Origin of the sequence: Azospirillum tabaci (genome assembly GCF_014596085.1) — a bacterium.
GTDB classification, from domain to species: domain Bacteria; phylum Pseudomonadota; class Alphaproteobacteria; order Azospirillales; family Azospirillaceae; genus Azospirillum; species Azospirillum tabaci.
Genome location: NZ_JACCJY010000026.1, coordinates 14612 through 33201 on the forward strand (window position 1 = coordinate 14612; position 18590 = coordinate 33201).

Annotated in this window: 18 protein-coding genes; 8 read left to right on the forward strand and 10 right to left on the reverse strand. The window is 69.9% G+C overall.

The annotated features are described in order from the left end of the window. Positions 1-67 precede the first annotated feature (67 nt). The 7 genes from H0B54_RS21455 to H0B54_RS21485 all read left to right on the forward strand — a co-directional run bounded on the left by H0B54_RS21455 (position 68) and on the right by H0B54_RS21485 (position 8975). Positions 68-742 carry a response regulator transcription factor gene (locus H0B54_RS21455; RefSeq protein WP_014200002.1) on the forward strand — a complete coding sequence of 225 codons (675 nt, stop codon included), beginning with the start codon at positions 68-70 and terminating at the stop codon, positions 740-742. Then, the gene (locus H0B54_RS21460; RefSeq protein WP_343068996.1) at positions 729-3242 is read left to right on the forward strand and encodes a sensor histidine kinase; all 2514 of its coding nucleotides are present in this window, start codon (positions 729-731) and stop codon (positions 3240-3242) included. Before H0B54_RS21455 ends, H0B54_RS21460 begins: the two co-directional genes overlap by 14 nt. Before the next feature lie 613 nt (positions 3243-3855). Continuing rightward, the gene (locus tag H0B54_RS21465) at positions 3856-4263 is read left to right on the forward strand and encodes a glycine-rich domain-containing protein (protein ID WP_188262019.1); all 408 of its coding nucleotides are present in this window, start codon (positions 3856-3858) and stop codon (positions 4261-4263) included. Positions 4264-4422: 159 nt separating this feature from the next. Further along, positions 4423-5478: a helix-turn-helix transcriptional regulator gene (locus tag H0B54_RS21470; RefSeq protein WP_188262020.1), complete on the forward strand. Its 1056-nt coding sequence runs from the start codon at positions 4423-4425 to the stop codon at positions 5476-5478. A gap of 187 nt (positions 5479-5665) precedes the next feature. Then, positions 5666-7231: an ABC transporter substrate-binding protein gene (locus tag H0B54_RS21475; RefSeq protein WP_188262021.1), complete on the forward strand. Its 1566-nt coding sequence runs from the start codon at positions 5666-5668 to the stop codon at positions 7229-7231. A 38-nt stretch (positions 7232-7269) separates the two neighbouring features. Next, positions 7270-8166 (forward strand): ABC transporter permease, encoded by an 897-nt coding sequence (locus H0B54_RS21480; RefSeq protein WP_246472673.1) that lies wholly within the window; start codon positions 7270-7272, stop codon positions 8164-8166. Between the two features lie 5 nt (positions 8167-8171). Continuing rightward, positions 8172-8975 (forward strand): ABC transporter permease, encoded by an 804-nt coding sequence (locus H0B54_RS21485; RefSeq protein WP_211109486.1) that lies wholly within the window; start codon positions 8172-8174, stop codon positions 8973-8975. 14 nt (positions 8976-8989) lie between these two features. Here the strand turns inward: H0B54_RS21485 and arsB are convergent, their stop codons facing one another. Next, complete coding sequence (arsB, locus tag H0B54_RS21490; RefSeq protein WP_188262074.1) at positions 8990-10030, reverse strand: ACR3 family arsenite efflux transporter; 1041 nt, start codon at positions 10028-10030, stop codon at positions 8990-8992. Between the two features lie 31 nt (positions 10031-10061). Beyond that, positions 10062-10538, reverse strand: a complete 477-nt coding sequence (arsC, locus tag H0B54_RS21495) for an arsenate reductase (glutaredoxin) (protein ID WP_188262024.1) — start codon at positions 10536-10538, stop codon at positions 10062-10064. Between the two features lie 159 nt (positions 10539-10697). Here arsC and H0B54_RS21500 point away from each other — a divergent pair, with 159 nt between their 5' ends. Beyond that, positions 10698-10862 carry a hypothetical protein gene (locus tag H0B54_RS21500; protein ID WP_188262025.1) on the forward strand — a complete coding sequence of 55 codons (165 nt, stop codon included), beginning with the start codon at positions 10698-10700 and terminating at the stop codon, positions 10860-10862. A 7-nt stretch (positions 10863-10869) separates the two neighbouring features. On the opposite strand, the gene H0B54_RS21505 is transcribed toward H0B54_RS21500, so the two are convergent. The 8 genes from H0B54_RS21505 to H0B54_RS21540 form a co-directional block, all read right to left on the reverse strand. After that, positions 10870-11640: a GntR family transcriptional regulator gene (locus H0B54_RS21505; protein WP_188262026.1), complete on the reverse strand. Its 771-nt coding sequence runs from the start codon at positions 11638-11640 to the stop codon at positions 10870-10872. Between the two features lie 81 nt (positions 11641-11721). Beyond that, positions 11722-12993, reverse strand: coding sequence for a TRAP transporter large permease (locus H0B54_RS21510; RefSeq protein WP_188262027.1), 1272 nt, complete (start codon positions 12991-12993; stop codon positions 11722-11724). A gap of 44 nt (positions 12994-13037) precedes the next feature. Further along, positions 13038-13640: a TRAP transporter small permease gene (locus H0B54_RS21515; protein ID WP_188262028.1), complete on the reverse strand. Its 603-nt coding sequence runs from the start codon at positions 13638-13640 to the stop codon at positions 13038-13040. Between the two features lie 14 nt (positions 13641-13654). Continuing rightward, complete coding sequence (locus tag H0B54_RS21520; protein ID WP_188262029.1) at positions 13655-15043, reverse strand: amidase; 1389 nt, start codon at positions 15041-15043, stop codon at positions 13655-13657. Then, a complete protein-coding gene (locus tag H0B54_RS21525; protein ID WP_188262030.1) occupies positions 15040-15276 on the reverse strand; it encodes a hypothetical protein in 237 nt (78 codons plus the stop codon). Before H0B54_RS21525 ends, H0B54_RS21520 begins: the two co-directional genes overlap by 4 nt. 76 nt (positions 15277-15352) lie before the next feature. Next, complete coding sequence (locus H0B54_RS21530; protein ID WP_188262031.1) at positions 15353-16117, reverse strand: GntR family transcriptional regulator; 765 nt, start codon at positions 16115-16117, stop codon at positions 15353-15355. After that, positions 16114-17304, reverse strand: coding sequence for a CoA transferase (locus H0B54_RS21535; protein ID WP_188262032.1), 1191 nt, complete (start codon positions 17302-17304; stop codon positions 16114-16116). Before H0B54_RS21535 ends, H0B54_RS21530 begins: the two co-directional genes overlap by 4 nt. Before the next feature lie 104 nt (positions 17305-17408). Then, positions 17409-18587 (reverse strand): acyl-CoA dehydrogenase family protein, encoded by a 1179-nt coding sequence (locus tag H0B54_RS21540; protein ID WP_014200019.1) that lies wholly within the window; start codon positions 18585-18587, stop codon positions 17409-17411. Between the last annotated feature and the right edge of the window lie 3 nt (positions 18588-18590).

Genomic DNA, 18590 nt, shown 5'->3' on the forward strand with positions numbered 1-18590 from the left:
TCGCGTCAGCGCACACTTCGTTTGCGCGGGAGCGGAGGGGAGAGGGCTATAAGGCCGGAGACAGACCATGCGCATACTCGTCGTCGAGGACACCGAGGATCTGGCCGACGCCATCGTCCACCGGCTGCGCAAGCTGGGCTACGCGGTGGACTGGGCACCGACCGGGGACGAGGCGGAGGAGCTGCTCCGCCAGGAGGCGTACCAGCTCGTCCTGCTCGACATCATGCTGCCGGGGGTGGACGGACAGACGCTGCTGAACCGCCTGCGCCAGCGCCGCGACGCTACGCCGGTCCTGGTGATGACCGCCCGCTCGCAGGTGAATGTGCGGGTCGATCTGCTCGACCTCGGGGCCGACGACTTCATCGTGAAGCCCTTCGACCTGCGGGAGCTGGAAGCCCGCTGCCGCGCCCTGCTGCGCCGCTCGCACGGGCTCGCCTCCTCGCGCACGCAATTCGGCAATCTGGTCTTCGACGCCGCGGCCAAGAAGGTGCTGGTCGATGGCCGCCCCGTCGATCTGGGCGGCCGTGAGTTCCGGCTTCTCGAGCTGTTCCTCAGCAACCTGAACACCGTCCTGTCCAAGGAGGACCTGATGGACCGGCTGTTCAGCCTCGACCAGCCCACCGCGCTGAACGCCATCGAGTTGTATGTCTCCCGCCTCCGGCGCAAGCTGGAGGGCGCGTCGGTGGAGATCCGGACGGTTCGGGGGCTGGGGTATGTGGCGGAAGTGTGTGCCGAAGGCTGAAGGATTCTCGCTGCGGCGGCGGCTGTTCATCCGGCTGCTCGGCGTGCTGGCCGTCCTGACCGCCGGGCTGTTCCTGTTCGTCAGCGCCTACGCCCAGCGCGCCGCCGACGCCGCCTTCGACCGGCTCCTGATGGCGTCGGCCCTGTCGATCTCCGACACGGTTCGGGTGGAGGACGGGCGCTTTTCCGTCGACCTGCCCTATTCCTCGCTGGGCATCCTGGCCCAGGCGCGGCGCGACCGCGTGTTCTACCGGATCACCGCCCCGGACGGCGAGCTGGTCACCGGCTACCACGACCTGCCGGTGGCGCCCGCCAAGGCCGGGCTTGCCGACGCGGCCAGCAGCGACTCCGCCACCCGGTTCGAGAACGCCACCTTCCGCGGCATGTCGGTGCGGGTCGCCGTCCTGAAGCGGTTCGCGGCACAGCCGGACCTCAGTGGCTGGGTCACCATCGCCGTCGCCCAGACACGGGAGGAGCGCGGCGCCCTGGCCCGCGACATCCTGGCGAACGCCTTCCTTCCCATCGCCTTCACCGTGGTCGCGGCGGGCGGACTGATCTGGTTCGGGGTGCGGCAGGCGCTGGCCCCGCTCGGCTCGCTGGAGCGGATGATCCGCGAACGGCAGCCCCACGACTTCTCACCCATCGCCATGCCGCCGCCTCAGGAGGTGTCGCAGCTCGTCCAGGCGATCAACCAGCTCATGGCGCGGCTCAAGGCCAACCTCGACACCATGCAGACCTTTCTTGCCGACGCCGCCCACCAGATCCGCACCCCGCTGGCCAGCCTGCGCCTGCAGGCCGAACTCGCCATCGACGAGGACGATCCAGACGCGCTCCACCGCATCGCCCAGCGCGTGCACCGCAACGCGGTGGAGGCCAGCCAGCTCACCAGCCAGCTCCTCAACCACGCCATGGTGATCCACCGCAGCGAGGCGCTGAAGCCGGAGGACGTCGATCTCGGCGCCCTGCTGGAGCAGGTGTTCCAGCGCGCCCGCGCGGTGGCCGGCGACACGGCGATCCGCCTGGACATCGACCGGGCGGCGGAGCCGGCCACCGTCCCCGGCGACGCCATCAGCCTGCGCGAGGCGCTGACCAACCTGCTCGACAACGCGGTGAAGTACGCCGGCCCGTCCGGCCCCATCGACCTGTCGTTGACCCCTTTGCCAAACGGGCGGGGCCTGCGCGTGGAGATCGCCGACCGCGGCCCCGGCGTGCCGGACGCCGAGAAGCGCCGCGTGCTGGAGCGGTTCGGGCGCGGCAGCTCCGCCGCCGGGGTGGCGGGCAGCGGTCTGGGCCTCGCCATCGTCACCTCGGTGGTGGAGGCGCACGGGGCGGGCTTCGCCCTGCTCGACCGCCCCGGCGGCGGGCTGGTCGCGCGCATCGATTTCCCGGCGGCGGACAACACCACCACGGCGGGAGAAAGTGCCGCGCGGGCCCTGCTGCCGCTTCTGGTCCTGTTCGCCCTGCTCTGGGCGCCCTGGGCGCAAGCGGCGCAACTCATCACCTACCCCGCTCCCGGCGGCGAGCGGGAGCGGCTGCGCATCCATTCGGCCACCGACCGGCAGGCCATCGAGCCGCTGGTCCTCGACTTCCAGCAGCTCCACCCCGACGTCACGGTCGAGTACAAGGACATGGACACCGCCGACCTCTACGCCGAGGCGGTGGCCGTGCCGGTCAAGGGGGCCGCGACCGAGACGCCCGACCTGCTCATCAGCTCCGCCTCCGACCTGCAGGTGAAGCTGGTCAACGACGGCTACACCCAGCCCCACCGGTCCGCCCTGACGGACGCGCTGCCCGACTGGGCGAACTGGCGGGACGAGGCGTTCGGCTTCACCTTCGAGCCGGCGGTGATCGCCTACAACCGCGACCTTCTGCCGGACGCCCAGGTGCCGCGCACGCGCCCGGCGCTGATCCGGCTGTTGCGGGACGACCCGGCGCGCTTCGGCCGGCGCGTCGCCACCTACGACACCGCCACCAGCGGCATCGGCTATCTGCTGGCCGCCCACGACGCCCTGCTGTTCGGCCAGTACTGGCAGCTCGTCGCGATGATGGGCAACACCCAGGCGCGGCTGGCCTGCTGCTCGGGCGAGATCCTCGACATGGTGGAGCGTGGGGAGGTGCTGATCGCCTACAACGTCCTCGGCTCCTACGCGCGGGCGCGGGCAGCGGCGGGAGCGCCCATCGGCATCGTGGTGCCGGAGGACTACACGCTGGTCATCTCCCGCGTTGCGGTAATTCCCAAGACGGCGCCCCGGCCGCAGCTTGCCGGTCGGTTCATCGACTATCTGCTGTCGCCGCGCGGGCAGGAGGTGGTGGCCGACCGCTCCGCCCTCTACGCCATCTCCTCCGGCATCAAGCGGGAGGCGTCGGCGTCGGGTTTGCGCTCCAGCACGGCGGCGCCGCTGCATCCCATAGCGCTCAGCCCGGCTCTGCTGGTGTTCCTCGACCGGCTGAAGCGGGAGCGCTTCCTGCAGCAATGGCAGTCGGCCATCCTGCTGCCCTGAGCCGGGGACCTCCCGAAGCCCGCCGTTCTCGGCAACGCGCCTTCACCCGCTGCCGATCGTTGCGGTCCCCTGAATGGCGGTGCCTGTGCATCAGCGAAAAGGGAGCCATCGGCTGCCGCCACAACCTGACTTCAGTGGATTTCCAGTGGATCCGCAACCTTTCCCGGAAAATATCAATTTTCCCGCGGACAGAGAAACACTCGCCCCCGTCAAGGGCGACGCTCCACACGAAGCGACCATGACTTCCGCGGCAAAGGTTGCATATGTATGCCATCCTGAAGGATTGTTGGTTCAGATTCGATACAAATACGCGATATGCTCTTGAGCACTTGCACAACCGCTACTATGATACACTCGGGTATGCAGGAAGGGTGCATGGCGGGCCTGTTGCTACGGGTCGGTGTGCACACGAACGCAGCCTTGGCGGTTCGCCCCCGGCGGCAGCCGGGCCACGCCGGCCGGTGGGACACCGCCAGTCTGACCTCCTCTCGCTTGAGCCGGCCCGGACGTGCCGACGGTCACCGTTTTGCCGCAGCGCACGGGCCGATGTCACCGGGTGGAGGCCCTTGAGGACCGCAGTGAACCTCATTCCCTTTTGAAAGGATCATCGACAATGAACGACAACAGCGAACGCGCCCCGTCCGTGCAGCCGGCGAACCTGGATCTCTCCTTCATCAACACGCGGCTCGAGATGGCCGGTTACACGGCGGAGCAGGCCACGGAATCGGTCGAGGCCTACCGCCAGTTCCTCGTCGTGGTGGCGGCGAAGCCGAACCTGATCCTGGTCCCGACCAAGGCGGCGGACGCGGCCTGGCACGAACACATCCTGTTCATGGACCGCTACGAGGCGGACATGATGCGGCTGGTCGGCGCCCGGGTCCATCATCACCCCGACGCTCCCGACGCCGGCGCTTGGCAGAAGGCCGTCGCCAACACCCAGGACGCCTTCCGGGCGACGCTCGGCGTCGAGCTGCGGACGGAGGAACTCGCCGGCTGCTACCTCACGGTCGAGGCGGCCTGAGCGTCATACCATCGTATTGACCGTTGCATGATGCGGCCGTTTTGCTGCTAAATTCGCTCGAATGGCAACGCGTTCCGCGAACGCTCTCCTGACCGGCGGCCCAGGCCACGGTCAGGGGCGCATCCCGTCACACCCGGCAGCGAAAGGGAGGAAGGATTGATGTCCGATCTGGTCTACGACCTCTCCAGCCGCGCCCGGGACATGAACGCCGCGCTCACCGTCTTTGACAAGAGCGACACGCTGCTGGCCACCAACGACAAGCAGAAGACGATCTATCCCTTCATCGACTTCTCACGCTCGGTGACGTTCCGCGACATCGTGTGGGAATGCGTGAAGCACAAGAAGTTCAGCTCGGACACCATCTATTCCGACCCGGCGCGCTGGATCGGCTACGCGGAGGATCTCCGCCGGTTCAACCGGTTCTGGCAGTCCTTCACGCTCCATTCCGACGGCCGGGTCATCCAGATCACCTACGAGCGGTTGGATGACACGGACGGCTGGTGGTACCAGATCCGGCGCGACGTCACCAGCAACGTCCAGGAAAGCGTCCGGGGTGGCTTCGACAGCCTGATCTCGCTCAACGGCGGCAGCGTCCTGCCGCCGTCGGGCCAGCCCTCCTTCGTCGTCCGCCTTCTCGACGCTCTGCCCTACCCGGCGGCGCTTCTGACGCCGCGCTGCCAAGTCATCGACGGCAACCAGTCCTTCGCCTCCATCGTGTCGCGGGGGGACGGGCTGTCCATGGTCGGCGGCCGGCTGTGCATCCCCGACACCCCGACCGAACAGGCGGAGCTGTCCAAGCGGGCCGCCGGCTTCTTCCGCCGCCGCACCCGCACGCCGATCACGCTGCGCGTGTCGCGCCTGGACCAGCCGTCGCCCTACTTCGCCACCCTGTCGGAGCCGCCGGCCCAGAGCGTCGGAAGCGGCGGCCCGATGACCGGCATTCTCCTCCTGACCCTTGTCGATCCGGACATCCTGCCCGCCGTGTCGGCGCGCGCCGTCGCCGAGCTTCTCCAGATCACCGGATCGGAAGCCGAGATCGCGCTGGCCCTGTGCTCCGGCCGGAGCGTCGATGAGATCGCCGAGGATCGCGGGGTGGAGCGGCGGACCGTCTACAATCAGGTCTCGTCCATCCTGGGCAAGACGGGGCTGCGCAACCAAGCGGGAATCGTGCGTCAGGTGACGATGCTCTGCTGGCATTTCGGGTCGCGCGCCTGATCGAATCCGGGTATGGTGCCCGAGGCATCGCCGGCAGAGCGAATACCTGGATATGGACGCACTCTTGTGCATACATATGGCGGACGTCCGGTGCAGTTCCGGCTCCGCTCTGGCCGGAGGCCGTGAAGGAAGCAGGGGCGGCTGTTTTTTCCCACTTCCCGCCCACCGCCCTGCAACGTCCCGCACCATGCCTCTGCCCACCGTCCTCCGCCTGCTCCTGACCGTCCTGGCCATCGCGACCGGCGTCGGCGTCGCCGCGTTTCCGGCAACGGCAGGAACCTTGCGGGCCAGCCTGTCCGACGACCTAACGACCATCGATCCGTTTGTCTTTCCCGGACTGGTCTCTTCCGGGGTCCTGCGGCAGGTCTATGAGGGCTTCACCGCGATCGACGCCGCCGGCAACGCCGTCCCGGCGCTGGCCATCCGCTGGGAAACGCCGGACGGCGGGCGGACTTGGCGCTTCACCCTGCGCCCGGACGTGCGGTTCCATTCGGGACGCCCATTCACCGCCGCCGACGTGCTGTGGACCTGGGAACGCCATCTGACGCGCAAGCCCCAGCCCGGTTACAGCGCCTTCTACCTGCGCGGCATCGAGGGGGCCACGGCACTGCAGCAGGGAACCGCCACATCCCTATCCGGCGTGGCCATTCCCGACCCCCACACGCTCGTCGTGCGTTTGACCGAACCCGACGCGCTGTTCCCGCTTTACCCGTTCCTGTTCGTCGACCGTGGGATGGAGGCCGAGTTCGGACCGGCGTGGCACGAGCGGGCGTCCGGCGGCACCGGGCCGTTCCGCCTCATGTCGTGGCGGCGCGGCGACTCCGTGCGTCTGGAAGCCCACGCCGATTATTGGGACGGTGCCCCCGTCGTGGACGCGGTGTCCCTGGCGGTGCTGCCCGACACCAACACGCTGCTGGCGCGCTACGACGCCGGAGACCTCGACATCGCGCCGTTGCCCGACAACGCCGTGCGCACCGTGATCCGCCAGCCGCGCTACGACGGGCAGGTCGCGGCCTTCGCCCGCGCGCAGGTGCGCTATCTCGCCCTCAATCAGGATCTCTACCCGCCCTTCCGCGATCGACGCGTGCGCGAGGCGTTCGGCCTCGCGCTGGACCGCGTCGCCACGGTCAATGGCCTTCACGCAGGGCGCGCGGTGTTGGCGAACGGCTTCGTCACGCCCGGCCTGGGCGGCTACCGGCCCGATGCGGTGCCGCTGCCGCCATTCGATCCGGGGCGGGCCAAGGCGCTGCTGGCGGAGGCCGGCCATGCCGGGGGGCAGGGACTGCCGCCGCTCCTGATCGCCGGTGGCCCCAACGTGCGCGAGGAGGCCACCTATTTCGCCGCCCAGCTCACCGCGGTGCTGGGAGTCCCGGTCGGCGTGCGCATCCAGGAACGCGCGGCCTTCGTGTCGGCGATCAACGAGGGACGCGAGGCGCTGTTCATCAATGGCTGGACGGCGGACTTTCCCGACCCCATGGACCAGCTCGCCACCCAGTGGCACAGCGCCAGCCCGACCAACCGCAGCCGTTGGCACAACCCGGACTTCGACCGGCTGATGGAGCGGGCGCGCAGCCTCGCCGACCCCACCGTCCGCAACGCGCTCTACCGGGATGCCGAAGCCCTGCTCCGGGAACAGGCCGTGGCGGTGCCCCTCCCGGCGCCTCAGTTCGTGGCGCTGATGCGGCCGGGCGTGACCGGAGTGGTCATCCGGCCCGACGGAACGACGGATTTCCACTCCGCCCGGTTGCCATGACGGGACGCCGGCTTGGCCGTCGCGGGCTATCCTGGCGATTGGCTTGGCGATTGGCCCGGCGCCTGCCGGGGCTGCTGATTCTGGCCGGAGCCGCCGTGCTGGCCAGCTTTCTGGCCTCCCATGCGCTTCCCGGCGATCCGGTCATGCTCATGGTCGACGGGCGGGCGGCGGACCCGGAGATGATCCGCCGGCTGCGGGAGGACGCGGGCCTGGACCAGCCGCTGGCCGTTCAATTCCTGTCCTACACGCTGGATCTGCTGCGGGGCGACCTCGGCCAGTCGCTGCGGTACGGCGGCGTACCGGTGACGGCGCTGCTGGGCGAGGCCCTGCCGGTGACGCTTGGGCTGATGGCTGGCGGGGCGGCGCTGGCTCTGCCCCTCGGGCTCGCGCTGGGCCTCGCCGCGGCCGATGTCCGGCGGGCATGGCCGGGCACGGCCCTCACCGTCGGGTCCGTGCTGGCCTTGTCCGTGCCGCCGCTGGCGCTGGCGACGTGGCTGATGCTGGCAGGGTCCGGCACGGCGCCGTGGGCCGTGGCGGCGCTGGCCCTGCCGGCGTCGGCGATGATCGCCCGCCTGACGCGGACCCAGGTGATGGACGTGCTGGGACGCGACTTCATCCGCACCGCCCAGGCCAAGGGGCTGGGGCGGGCCGCCGTTCTGCTGCGCCACGCCCTGCCGAACGCCCTGGTGCCGCTGGCCGCGGCGGTCGGATCGGTGGCCGGAACGATTCTCACCACCACGGCGGCCGTGGAAACCGTCTTCGCCATGCCGGGGATCGGGCGGCTGACCGTCCAGGCGGTGCTGGCCCGCGACCACACGGTGGCCGGGGCCGCCGTTCTGGTCTTCGTCCTGATGCAGATCGCCATCGGCCTGACCGCCGAGCTGCTGATCGGCCTCGCCGATCCGCGGCTGCGCGCCGATGCGGAGGCGCCGTGATCGCCATGCGCTCCTTCGCCGGACGCGCCGGTCTGCTGCTCGCAACGGCGCTGGCGGTGCCGCTGGCCATGGCCGCCCTTCTGCTGCCGCTGGATCCGTCCGCCATGGATCTCGGGCAGGCTTGGGCCGGTCCATCGACCGCCCACCCGCTGGGATGCGACGGGCTGGGCCGCGACGTCGCCGCCCGCCTGATTGCCGGGACGGGAACCTCCTTCGCCATCGCCGGGCTGGCGCTCGCCATGGCGGTGGGACTGGGCGTCGCGTCGGGCGGGCTGGCGGGCTGGATCGGCGGACGCGCGGACGCGGCGGTGCTTCGGCTGGCTGACCTGTTGCACGGCTTTCCCGAGCTGTCGCTCGCTATCGTCGCCGCCGCGCTGCTGGGTCCGGGCACGGAGGCCGTGGTGCTGACGCTCGCCCTGGCGGCGTGGCCCTCGCAGGTCCGCTGGTGCCGGGCGCTGGCCCTGTCCAACCGGACCGCCGAGCATGTGAGGGCCTCCACCGCCCTTGGAGCGGGACCGCTGCACACGGTTGGCCGTCATCTCCTGCCGGCGGTCGCCGGGCCGGTCGCCGTCCGCGCCGCCCTCTCCATCGGTCCCGTCATGGTGGCGGAGGCGACGCTGAGCGGTCTCGGTCTGGGCATCCAGGAACCGGCGGTGTCGCTGGGCACCCTGATCCGCGACGGGCTGGCCGACCTGCGCGACGCCCCCCACCTGATCGCCGCGACGACCGTCACCGTCGCCGCCATCGCGCTGGCCATCAACCTGCTGGCCGAAGGGCTGCGCGACGGCCTCGATCCGCGCAGGCGGTAGCGGGGGCCGCAGCGTCATCCTTGTCCGGCTGCCTCTCCGCGCTCGTACCAGCCGCGGGTCTTCGTCACGATCCGGACCACCGACAACATCACCGGCACCTCGACGAGCACGCCGACCACGGTGGCCAGCGCGGCGCCGGACCCCAGCCCGAACAAGCTGATGGCGGCGGCCACCGCCAGCTCGAAGAAGTTCGACGCCCCGATCAGCGCCGCCGGCGCGGCGACGCACCAAGCCACGCCGAACCGGCGGGACAGCCAATAGGCCAGCCCCGCGTTGAAATAGACCTGGATCAGGATCGGCACGGCCAGCAGCAGGATGACCAGCGGCTGCGCCAGGATCTGCTCACCCTGGAAACCGAACAGCAGAACCAGCGTGGTCAGCAGGGCCAGCAGCGACACCGGCTGAAGCACGCCCAGCATCCGACTCAGCGCCCCCTCCCCGCCGGCAGCCAGCAGGCCGCGCCGCCACAGTTGAGCCGCCATCACGGGGATGACGATGTAGAGCAGCACCGACAGCAGCAGCGTGCCCCACGGCACCGTGATCGAGGCGACGCCGAGCAGCAGACCGACCAGCGGCGCGAAGGCGAAGACCATGATGATGTCGTTCAGCGCCACCTGGCTCAGCGTGTAATGCGGCTCCCCCTCGCACAGGTTGGACCAGACAAAGACCATGGCCGTGCAGGGCGCGGCGGCCAGCAGGATCAACCCGGCGATGTAGGAGGAAATCTGGTCCTGAGGCAGCAGGGGAGCGAACAGATGGCCAATGAACAAGCTGCCCAGGAGCGCCATGGAGAAGGGCTTCACCGCCCAGTTGATGAACAGCGTCACGCCGACGCCGCGCCAATGCTCCCTCACCCGCCCCAGCGCGCCGAGGTCGATCTTCAGCAGCATCGGCACGATCATCAGCCAGATCAGCACCGCCACCGGCAGGTTGACCTGGGCCAGCTCCGCCGCCGCGATCGCCCGGAACAGGCCCGGAGCCACGGAACCGAGGGCGATGCCCGCGACGATGCACAGCGCCACCCAGACGCTGAGGTAGCGTTCGAACAGCCCCATCGCCGGACGGGGAGCTTGGTTTTGATGGACGTCAGCGGTCATGCCGGGCTGCCTCCTCGGTGGACGTGGCTGGTGCGGTGTCCGAACCGATGCGCTGTCCGGCGCCGTCCACCACCGCCTCGCCGTCCTCCTTGGCGAAGGCGCCGCGCTGCCGGTCGGGGAGAATGTCCAGCACCCGCTCCGACGGGCGGCACAGCCGCACGCCGAGCGGCGTCACGACGATGGGCCGGTTGATGAGAATCGGGTGGGCGATCATGGCGTCGAGAAGCCGGTCGTCATCGAGCGCCGGATCGTCCAGGCCAAGCTCCGCGTAGGGCGTGCCCTTCTCGCGCAGCGCGGCGCGCACCGGCACGCCCATGCGGCGAATGAGGTCGGCGAGGTCGGCGCGGCTCGGCGGCGTCTTCAGATACTCGATGACGACCGGCTCGACGCCGCTGTTGCGGATCATGGCCAGCGTGTTGCGCGAGGTGCCGCAATCCGGGTTGTGGAAGATGGTGATGGCTGTCATGGGATGTCCGCCGGGGCCGTTGGGGCCTGCATATTTCCACATTTGCCGAAATATGGAACAGTGGATTCGTATGTGACCGTTCCACCGTCAACGCGCGACCGGCGGAGCGCTTGCCGGTAGGATGCCCGTCCGATAGGGTGCGCCCCATGAACGTCAAGGATGTCATCGCCGGGCTCGTCACGCCGCCAGGGCCGGCAGATCATCCACAGCGTCGATGCCGGGCGCTTCCAGGCGCTGCTCAGCCTTCTGACCGAGAATTGCTGCCAGGGCAACGCGGACCTCTGCCCGCCACGTCCGGGCGGCTGCACCCCTGACCGCGACTAAGGCGGGCTCAGCGCCGCTGCAGGGACATGGTGTAGCGGAAGCCGGCGCCCGGATGGGTGTTGACGGCGATCTCCACCAGACGTCCATCGTCGGTGAAATAGCGCCGGGTGATGACGAGGATCGGCGACTGCGGCGGGACATGCAGGCGCGAGGCGACGTTCAGGCTGGCCGGGGCGGCCTCGATGTCCTGCATCACCTCGGCGATGCGGACACCGTAGCGCTGCTCCAGCACCGTGTAGATGGCGTACTGCACCACCTCCAGGTTGCGCACCACGTCGGAATAGGCGGCGTCGATGTAGACCTCGACGTAGGAGAAGGGCTCCGACGTCTCGCGGGTGCGGCGCAACGCGCTGACGCGGAACCATTGCGTCTCGGGGCGGCAGCCCAGCCGGCCCGCCAGTTCCTCCTCCACGATGATGCGGTCCACCGAGAGGATTTCCAGCCGGGTCGAGGTGGCGTACTGCACCAGCTCGTCCAAGGAGCTGATGGAATTGACGAAGCGTCCGTCGGCGCGGCGCGCCGCCAGGACCGAACCCGATCCCTGGCGGCGCAGGATGTAGCCCATCTCCTGAAGCCGGCGCAGCGCCTCGCGCACCGTGTGGCGGCTGACGGCGAAGCGGCTGCACAGCTCCTGCTCGGTCGGCAGGCGGTCGCCGACGGCGTAGGTCCCGGCGTCGATCTCCTCCAGCAGGGTACGGACGATCTCCTGATAGAGCGGGGTTTCCGCCCGCTCCGCCGCGCCACCGCTGTCCTTCAGGCTGTCCGCTTCGTCCGACATCGCATCCCTCATGATGCCGGAACATGGACGAGCGCGGGCGCCGATGCAACCGGCGTACGAGGATGATCCGCGAGGGACGGCTTACGTCAGCAGGACCAGCGACAGGGCCGGGAAGGCGTTGATGACGACCAGCGCGACCACCCGCATCCCGTAGAAAGGCAGAACCCCCTTCACGATGGAATGGAGCGGCATCTTGGTGATGCGGCTCATCACGAACAGGTTCAGGCCGACCGGCGGCGTCAGGGTCGCCACCTCCACCAGCGCGGTCATGATGACGGCGAAATGGATCGGGTTCACCCCCACCGCCTGCGCCATCGGGAACAGGATCGGCGCCAGCAGCACGATCATCGACACGCCGTCCAGGAACATGCCGACGACGAGCAGCAGCAGGTTGACCGCCAGCAGAAATTCGAAGGGGGAGACCTGCGCCTCCTTCAGCATCGCGGTCAGCTCCGCGGACAGGCCGAGGCGCGTCAGCACCGCGGTCAGCAGGCCGGAGCCGAGCAGCACGCCGTAGATCATCACGGTCTGGAGCACCGACTCCCGCGCCGTCTCCCACACCGCGGCGAGGTTGGCCGTGCGGTAGACCATCGTCACCAGGACCACCGCGTAGACCGCGGCCAGCGCCGACACCTCGGTCGGGGTGAACCAGCCCATGTAGATCGTACCGATGATGATCACCGGCATCATCAGCGCCCCGGCGGCACCCGGCAGGCGCTGGCCGAAGCCCTTCCAGTCCGGGCGCTCGCCGACCCGCCCGTAGCCGTTGATCCGGCTGACGATCAGCGTGGTGAGGCCGAGCAGGAACGCCTCGAACAGGCCGGGCACGATGCCGGCGATGAACAGGTCGGTGATCGGCAGGCCGACGATGGAGCCGATCAGGATGAAGGTCAGCGACGGCGGGATCATCAGACCCAGCGTGCCGCAGACCGCCACCAGCGAGGCGGCGAAGCGCGGCGGATAGCCCTCGTTCGGCAGCAGCTTCACCGCCGCCGGGCCGAGCGCCACGGCGCAGGCCACCGACGAGCCGTTGACCGCCGCGAAGAACACGCTGGACATGGCCAGCGCCAGGGCGACGCCGCCGCGGAACCAGCGGATCACCGTCCCGACCAGCTCGAGGATGACCAGCGCGAGATTGCCGCGCGACATCAGGTTGCCGGCGAAGATGAAGAACGGGATGCAGACCAGCGCGTACTTGTCCACGGAGTCCCAGGCCATCTGCGCGACCAGGACCACCGGGATGTTGAAGTTGAAGGTCAGCAGCCCGACCGCGATGACGCCCAGCGCCAGCGCGATGTGCACGCCCCCCGCCACGAGAAGCAGCAGGCTGACGACGGCGATGATGGATGTCATGGTGTTTCCTCCCCCTTACTGGGTTGCCCTTTTCTTATCGCCGCCTAGAGATTCTCGCCCTCGGTGGGCGGATCGGGGTCCTGGCCGCGCAGCAGCAGGATGATGTTGCCGACGAAGGCGAAGCCGTAGAGCACCCCGCCCAGCGGCAGCACCAGCCGGACCATCCAGAGCGGCAGGTCGAGGTTGGATTCGGTGAACATGCCGATGGCCTGGAGGTGCGCGACCTCCTGAACTCCGGCGACCACCAGCAGCACGCTGAAGCCCAGCCCGATCAGGCTGTTCACCCAGGAGAAGGCCAGCCGCAGCCCCTGCGGCATCATGTTGAGCAGCAGGTCCATGCGGATGTAGTGGCCGTGCCGCGTGCCGACGCCCAGCGACAGGAGCACGCTCCACACCACCAGGAAGCGGACCAGCTCCTCCGCCCACCAGTGGCTTTCCGACAGGAGGGAGCGGCTGGACGCCTCGTAGAACATGATGCCGATGGCCACCATCATCAGGATCGTGGCGACGTTCAGGAGGAGGCGGTCCTCGATGAAGCTCCACCAGCCCGGCAGGCCGCGCGGCTGGACCGCGCCGGCGGTCTGGGTGTCGGGAGCGACGGCTTGGCCGTGCGGAGACGCGGAGGTCAATGTATCGGTTCCCGGCATGGGTGGAACTCCCTTCACGAGAAGACCTGTGTCTGGGGGACGCGGCTCAGCCAGCCGGCGGCGCGCTCATAGGCGTCGGCGATGCGCAGCAGCGTGGCTTCCGCCTGCGGGCGGCCGATGAGCTGCATGGCGATCGGCATCCCGTCCGGATCGAATCCGGCTGGCGTGACGAGCGCCGGCAGGCCCAGGTAGGAGACCGGGCGCGTCAGCGCCGCCACCCCGGCCACCACCGCGGCCATCGCCGGCCCGGCTCCCACGTCGGTCTGGGCGGCGGTCGGCACGCGGCTGCGCAGGGCGGGGACGAACAGCGCGTCGCATTGGGCGAAGGGGCCGTCGATCATCGCCCGGAGATGAAGCGCGCGAAGCTGCTTCGCCTGGAGGTAGGAGGCCGCCGGCACCATCAGCCCTTGCAGAAGCCGCGCGCGCACCTGCGGTCCGTAATCCTGCGGGCGCTCGCGCAGCCAGGGCGCATGGACGGCCGCCGCCTCCGGCGTGAAGACGAGGTTGGCGAGGTCGCCGTAGGGCTCGTGGTCGGGAATGTCCACGTCCACCACGCGGGCGCCGGCGCGCTCCAGCACCGCCCGCGCCCGCTCCAGCGCGGCGGCCACGGCGGGGTCGAGGCCGTCGTAATAGAATTGGCGTGGAATGCCCAGCCGCAGCCCCTCGACCCCCTGGCCGATGCCGTCCACGGCGTCCGTCCGCCCGGTGATGACCGAGAACAGCGTCGCCGCGTCCTCCGCGCTGCGGGCCAGCGGGCCGACACAGTCCAGGCTTTCCGACAGCGGCATCACGCCGGCCATCGGCGTCGCCCCCTGCGTCGGCTTCAGCCCGACCACGCCGCACAGCGCCGCCGGAAGCCGCACCGACCCGCCGGTGTCCGAGCCCAGCGAGCCGAAGGCCAGCCGCCCCGCCACCGCCGCTCCGGAGCCGGAGGAGGAGCCGCCGGTGATGCGGTCGGGGTCCCAGGGGTTGCGGCAGCGACCGAGATGGGCGTTGTGCCCGGTCGGCCCCATGGCGAATTCCGCCATGTGGAGCGTGCCGAGCGTCACCGCCCCGGCCGCGTCCAGCCGCTCCAGCACCGTGGCCGTCCGCTCCGGGCGGAAGCCGCCGCGGATCGTCGGGGAGCCGCAGGTGCAGCGCTTGCCAGCGCGATAAAACATGTCCTTGTGGGCCAGCGGCACGCCGTGCAGCGGCCCACGCGGCCGTCCGGCCCGCGCCTCCCTGTCGGCGACGCGGGCGGCGGCCAGCGCCTCCTCCGGCTCGACCGACAGGAAAGCGTTGAGCGTCGGATTCAGCCGGTCGATGCGGTCCAGACAGGCGTCGACCAGGGCTTCCGCCCGCAGCGCGCCGTCGCGGACCGCCCTTGCGGCGTCCGTCAGGGTCAGCGATGTGGGATCGGTCATGCCAGCTCCCCGGCAATGGTTCCGGCGGCGATGGTCCCGGCCACCAGCGCGGCATGGGCGCCCAGCGGCACGTCGAACAGCGAGCCGCCGGGATGCGCCGCCGCCAGCACGCCCGGCACGGCGGCCAGCAGGCGCCCGCACAGGGCGGCGTCGGCATCGTCCAGGGTCACCCCCTGAATCCTGGCCAGGGTCCGCGCGCAAGCCGCGGCGTCCCCGATGAGGTTTTCCGTCATTCCTTCCCTCCCTTCCGGTGCTGTCCCCGCGCGGCTCTTCCGGCCGTTCGCCGCGGGCAGGGCCTTAATGACCCCCTTACCCGGATCGTTGCAGCGTCATTTCATAGCGGTATCGTCCGGCCGCGTGGCTGCTGACCGCCACCTCCAGCGCGTTTCCTTCGGCGTCCAGATAATGGCGGATCACCACCAGGATCGGGGTGCCGACCTCCACCGACAGGCGGGACGCGAGATTGGCGTCCGCCGAGGTGGCCTCGATCGATTGCACGACCTCCTCGATGCGCAGGCCGTAGCGGCTTTCCAGCACCGCGTAGACGGCGACCGGAAAGGTGCCGATGGCCTGGGCCACGTCGTCGAAGGCGGCGGGCAGGAACACCTCGGTGTAGCAGAGCGGAGTCCGCTCCCCCGGCTGGCGGCGCAGCGCCACCACCCGGACCCAGGGCGTGTCCGGCTGGGAGCGCAGAAGCTCCGCCGTCCGCCCCTCCACCAGGATCTTCTCCACCGCCAGCACCTCCAGCCGGGTGGAGGAGGCGTACTGCCCGATCTCCGCGAGGCTGGACAGCGTGTTGTGGAACCGCCCGTCGGGGCGGGCGGCGGTCACCACCGATCCCGAGCCCTGACGGCGCGCGATCAGGCCGAGATCCTGGAGCCGGCGCAGCGCCTCCCGCACCGTGTAGCGGCTGGCGGAGAAGCGCAGGCACAGCTCCTGCTCGGTCGGCAGCCGTTCGCCGACCCCGACCCGTCCGTCCGAGATGTCGGCGCGCAGCGCGTCCAGGATCTCCTGGAAGCGCGGCCCCTCCGCGGCGGACGGGCGGACGGAGGCCGGGCGAACGGCGGACTTCACAGCGCCCCCTGCTCGCGCAGGGCGGCGATGCGCTCCGGCCCGATGCCGATGCGGCCCAGGACATCCTCGGTGTCGGCGCCCAGCGCCGGGGCGGTGCGGGTGGGAAGCCGCTCGCCGCCGATGCGCACCGGCCCGGTCAGCATCCGCACCCCGCCGGACCCGTCCGGGTAGGAGAAGTCGGCCACCCGGTCGCTGTCGCGGACGAAGGGGTTCTCCAGCGATTGCGCGATGTCGAGGACCGGGGCGGCGGGAACGGCACCGCCGAGGATCTCCACCCACTCCGCCGTGTCGCGCTGGCCGAGCACCTCGTCCAGCAGGACGGTGAGCAGCTCGCGGTTGGCGAGCCGGTCCTTGAAGCTGCGGAAGCGCGGATCCTCGCCCCATTCCGGCTTGCCGATCTTGTCGCAGAAGACCGGCCAGAACTTCTCCTTGTTGCACATCACGAACAGCCAGCCGTCGCGCGTGCGGTAGAGCTGCGACGGGGTCAGGGACGGATGCGCGGAGCGCGGCTCCCGCCCCTGGTTGTGGCCGCCGTTGAGGTACCAGGTGGCGAGATAGGTCATGTTGTGCAGCGCCGTGTCGAACAGGCTGACGTCCACGTCCGAGCCTTTGCCGCTGGCCCGCGCCCCGACCACGCCGGAGACAAGGCCGAAGGCGGTCATCAGGCCGGTCATCATGTCCACCACCGACATGCCGAAGCGGGCGGGCGGGCCGTCCGGCTCGCCGGTCACCGACAGGTAGCCGGCCTCCGCCTGCATCAGATAGTCGTAGCCCGGCCAAGCCCGCCGCGGCCCCGTGCGCCCGTAGGCGGACAGGTGGGCGCAGACGATCTTCGGGTTGACCGCCTTCAGATGCTCGTAGGTCAGGCCCAGCTTGTCCGGCAGGTCGCCGCGCAGGTTGTCCAGCACGGCGTCGGCGTGGCGCACCAGCTCGTGCAGCACCGCCATGCCCTCGGGGTGCTTCAGGTTGAGGGTGATGCTGCGCTTGTTGCGGTTGAAGGACTGGTAGAAGTGGCTGTTGCCGGGGCCGAAGAAATGGGGGCCGACATGCCGGCCGACCTCGCCGCCCTCGGCGGGATTCTCGACCTTGATGACTTCGGCCCCGAGATCGGCCAGCAGCATGGTGCCGAACGGGCCGGCGCCGTATTGCTCCACGGCGATGACGGTGACGCCTTCGAGGGGTAGCACGCGGTGTCTCCCTGGTGGGGGTGTGCGGGGTGTGGAGTGTGGGGGTGGTTGCACTGGCCCCCCACCCAACCCTCCCCCGCTGACGCAGGGGAGGGCTTTTCTCCTCACACCGGATTCTGTTCGATCAGCCGCTTGGCGATGATGATGCGCTGGATTTCGTTGGTGCCCTCGCCGATGCACAGCAGGGGGGCGTCGCGGTAGAGCCGCTCCACCACGAACTCCTTGGAATAGCCGTAGCCGCCGTGGATGCGCATGGCGTCCAGGGAGTTCTCCACCGCCGCCTCGGAGGCGAAGAGCTTGGCCATGCCGGCCTCGTAGTCGCAGCGCTCGCCGCGGTCGAGCGCCTTGGCCGCCTGCTGGACGAGGAGCCGCGCCGCGGAGACGCGGGTCGCCATGTCGGCCAGCTTCATCGCCACGGCCTGATGCTCATGGATCGGCTTGCCGAAGGTCTTGCGCTGCTGGCTGTACTTGACGGACTCGTCCAGCGCCGCCTGGGCAACGCCGACGCCGCGCGACGCCACGTTGACGCGGCCCAGCTCCAGCCCGGAGATGGCGCAGGCCATGCCGCGGCCCTCGACCCCGCCGATCAGCCGGTCGGCCGGGACGCGGTAGTCCTCGAAGACCAGCTCGGCGGAATCGATGCCCTTGTAGCCCAGCTTCTCCAGCTTGCGGCTGACCTTGAAGCCCGGCCCCTTCTCAGCCAGGAACATCGTCATGCCCTTGTGGCGGGGCTGCGCCGTCGGATCGGTCTTGACCAGAAGGGCGAAGCAGCTTCCCTGGATGCCGTTGGTGATCCAGGTCTTCGAGCCGTTGATGACGTAATCGTCGCCGTCGCGCTTGGCCACCGTGCGGATGGCCTGCAGGTCGGTGCCGCAGTCCGGCTCCGTCAGAGCGAGGCCGCCGCGCAGCTCGCCGGTGGCGAAGCGCGGCAGGAAGGCGGCCTTCTGCTCCTCCGTCCCCGTCTTGGTGACGATGAAGGCCATGATCAGGTGCGAATTGATGATGCCGGACAGCGACATCCACACCGAGGAGATGCGCTCGATCATCTTGGCGTAGGTGGAGGGGCGCAGGCCCAGCCCGCCGTATTCCTCGGGGATCGTCGCCCCGAACAGGCCCAGCTCCTTCATCCGCTCGACGATCTCGTCGGGGTAGGTGTCGTCATGCTCCAGCTTCAGGGCGACCGGCCGGACATGGCGGTCGAGGAAGCGGTCCACGCTGTCGAGGATCAGGCGGTCCTGCTCGTCGCGTTCCGCGTCGGTCATGCTGGTGGTGGTCTCGCTCATGGC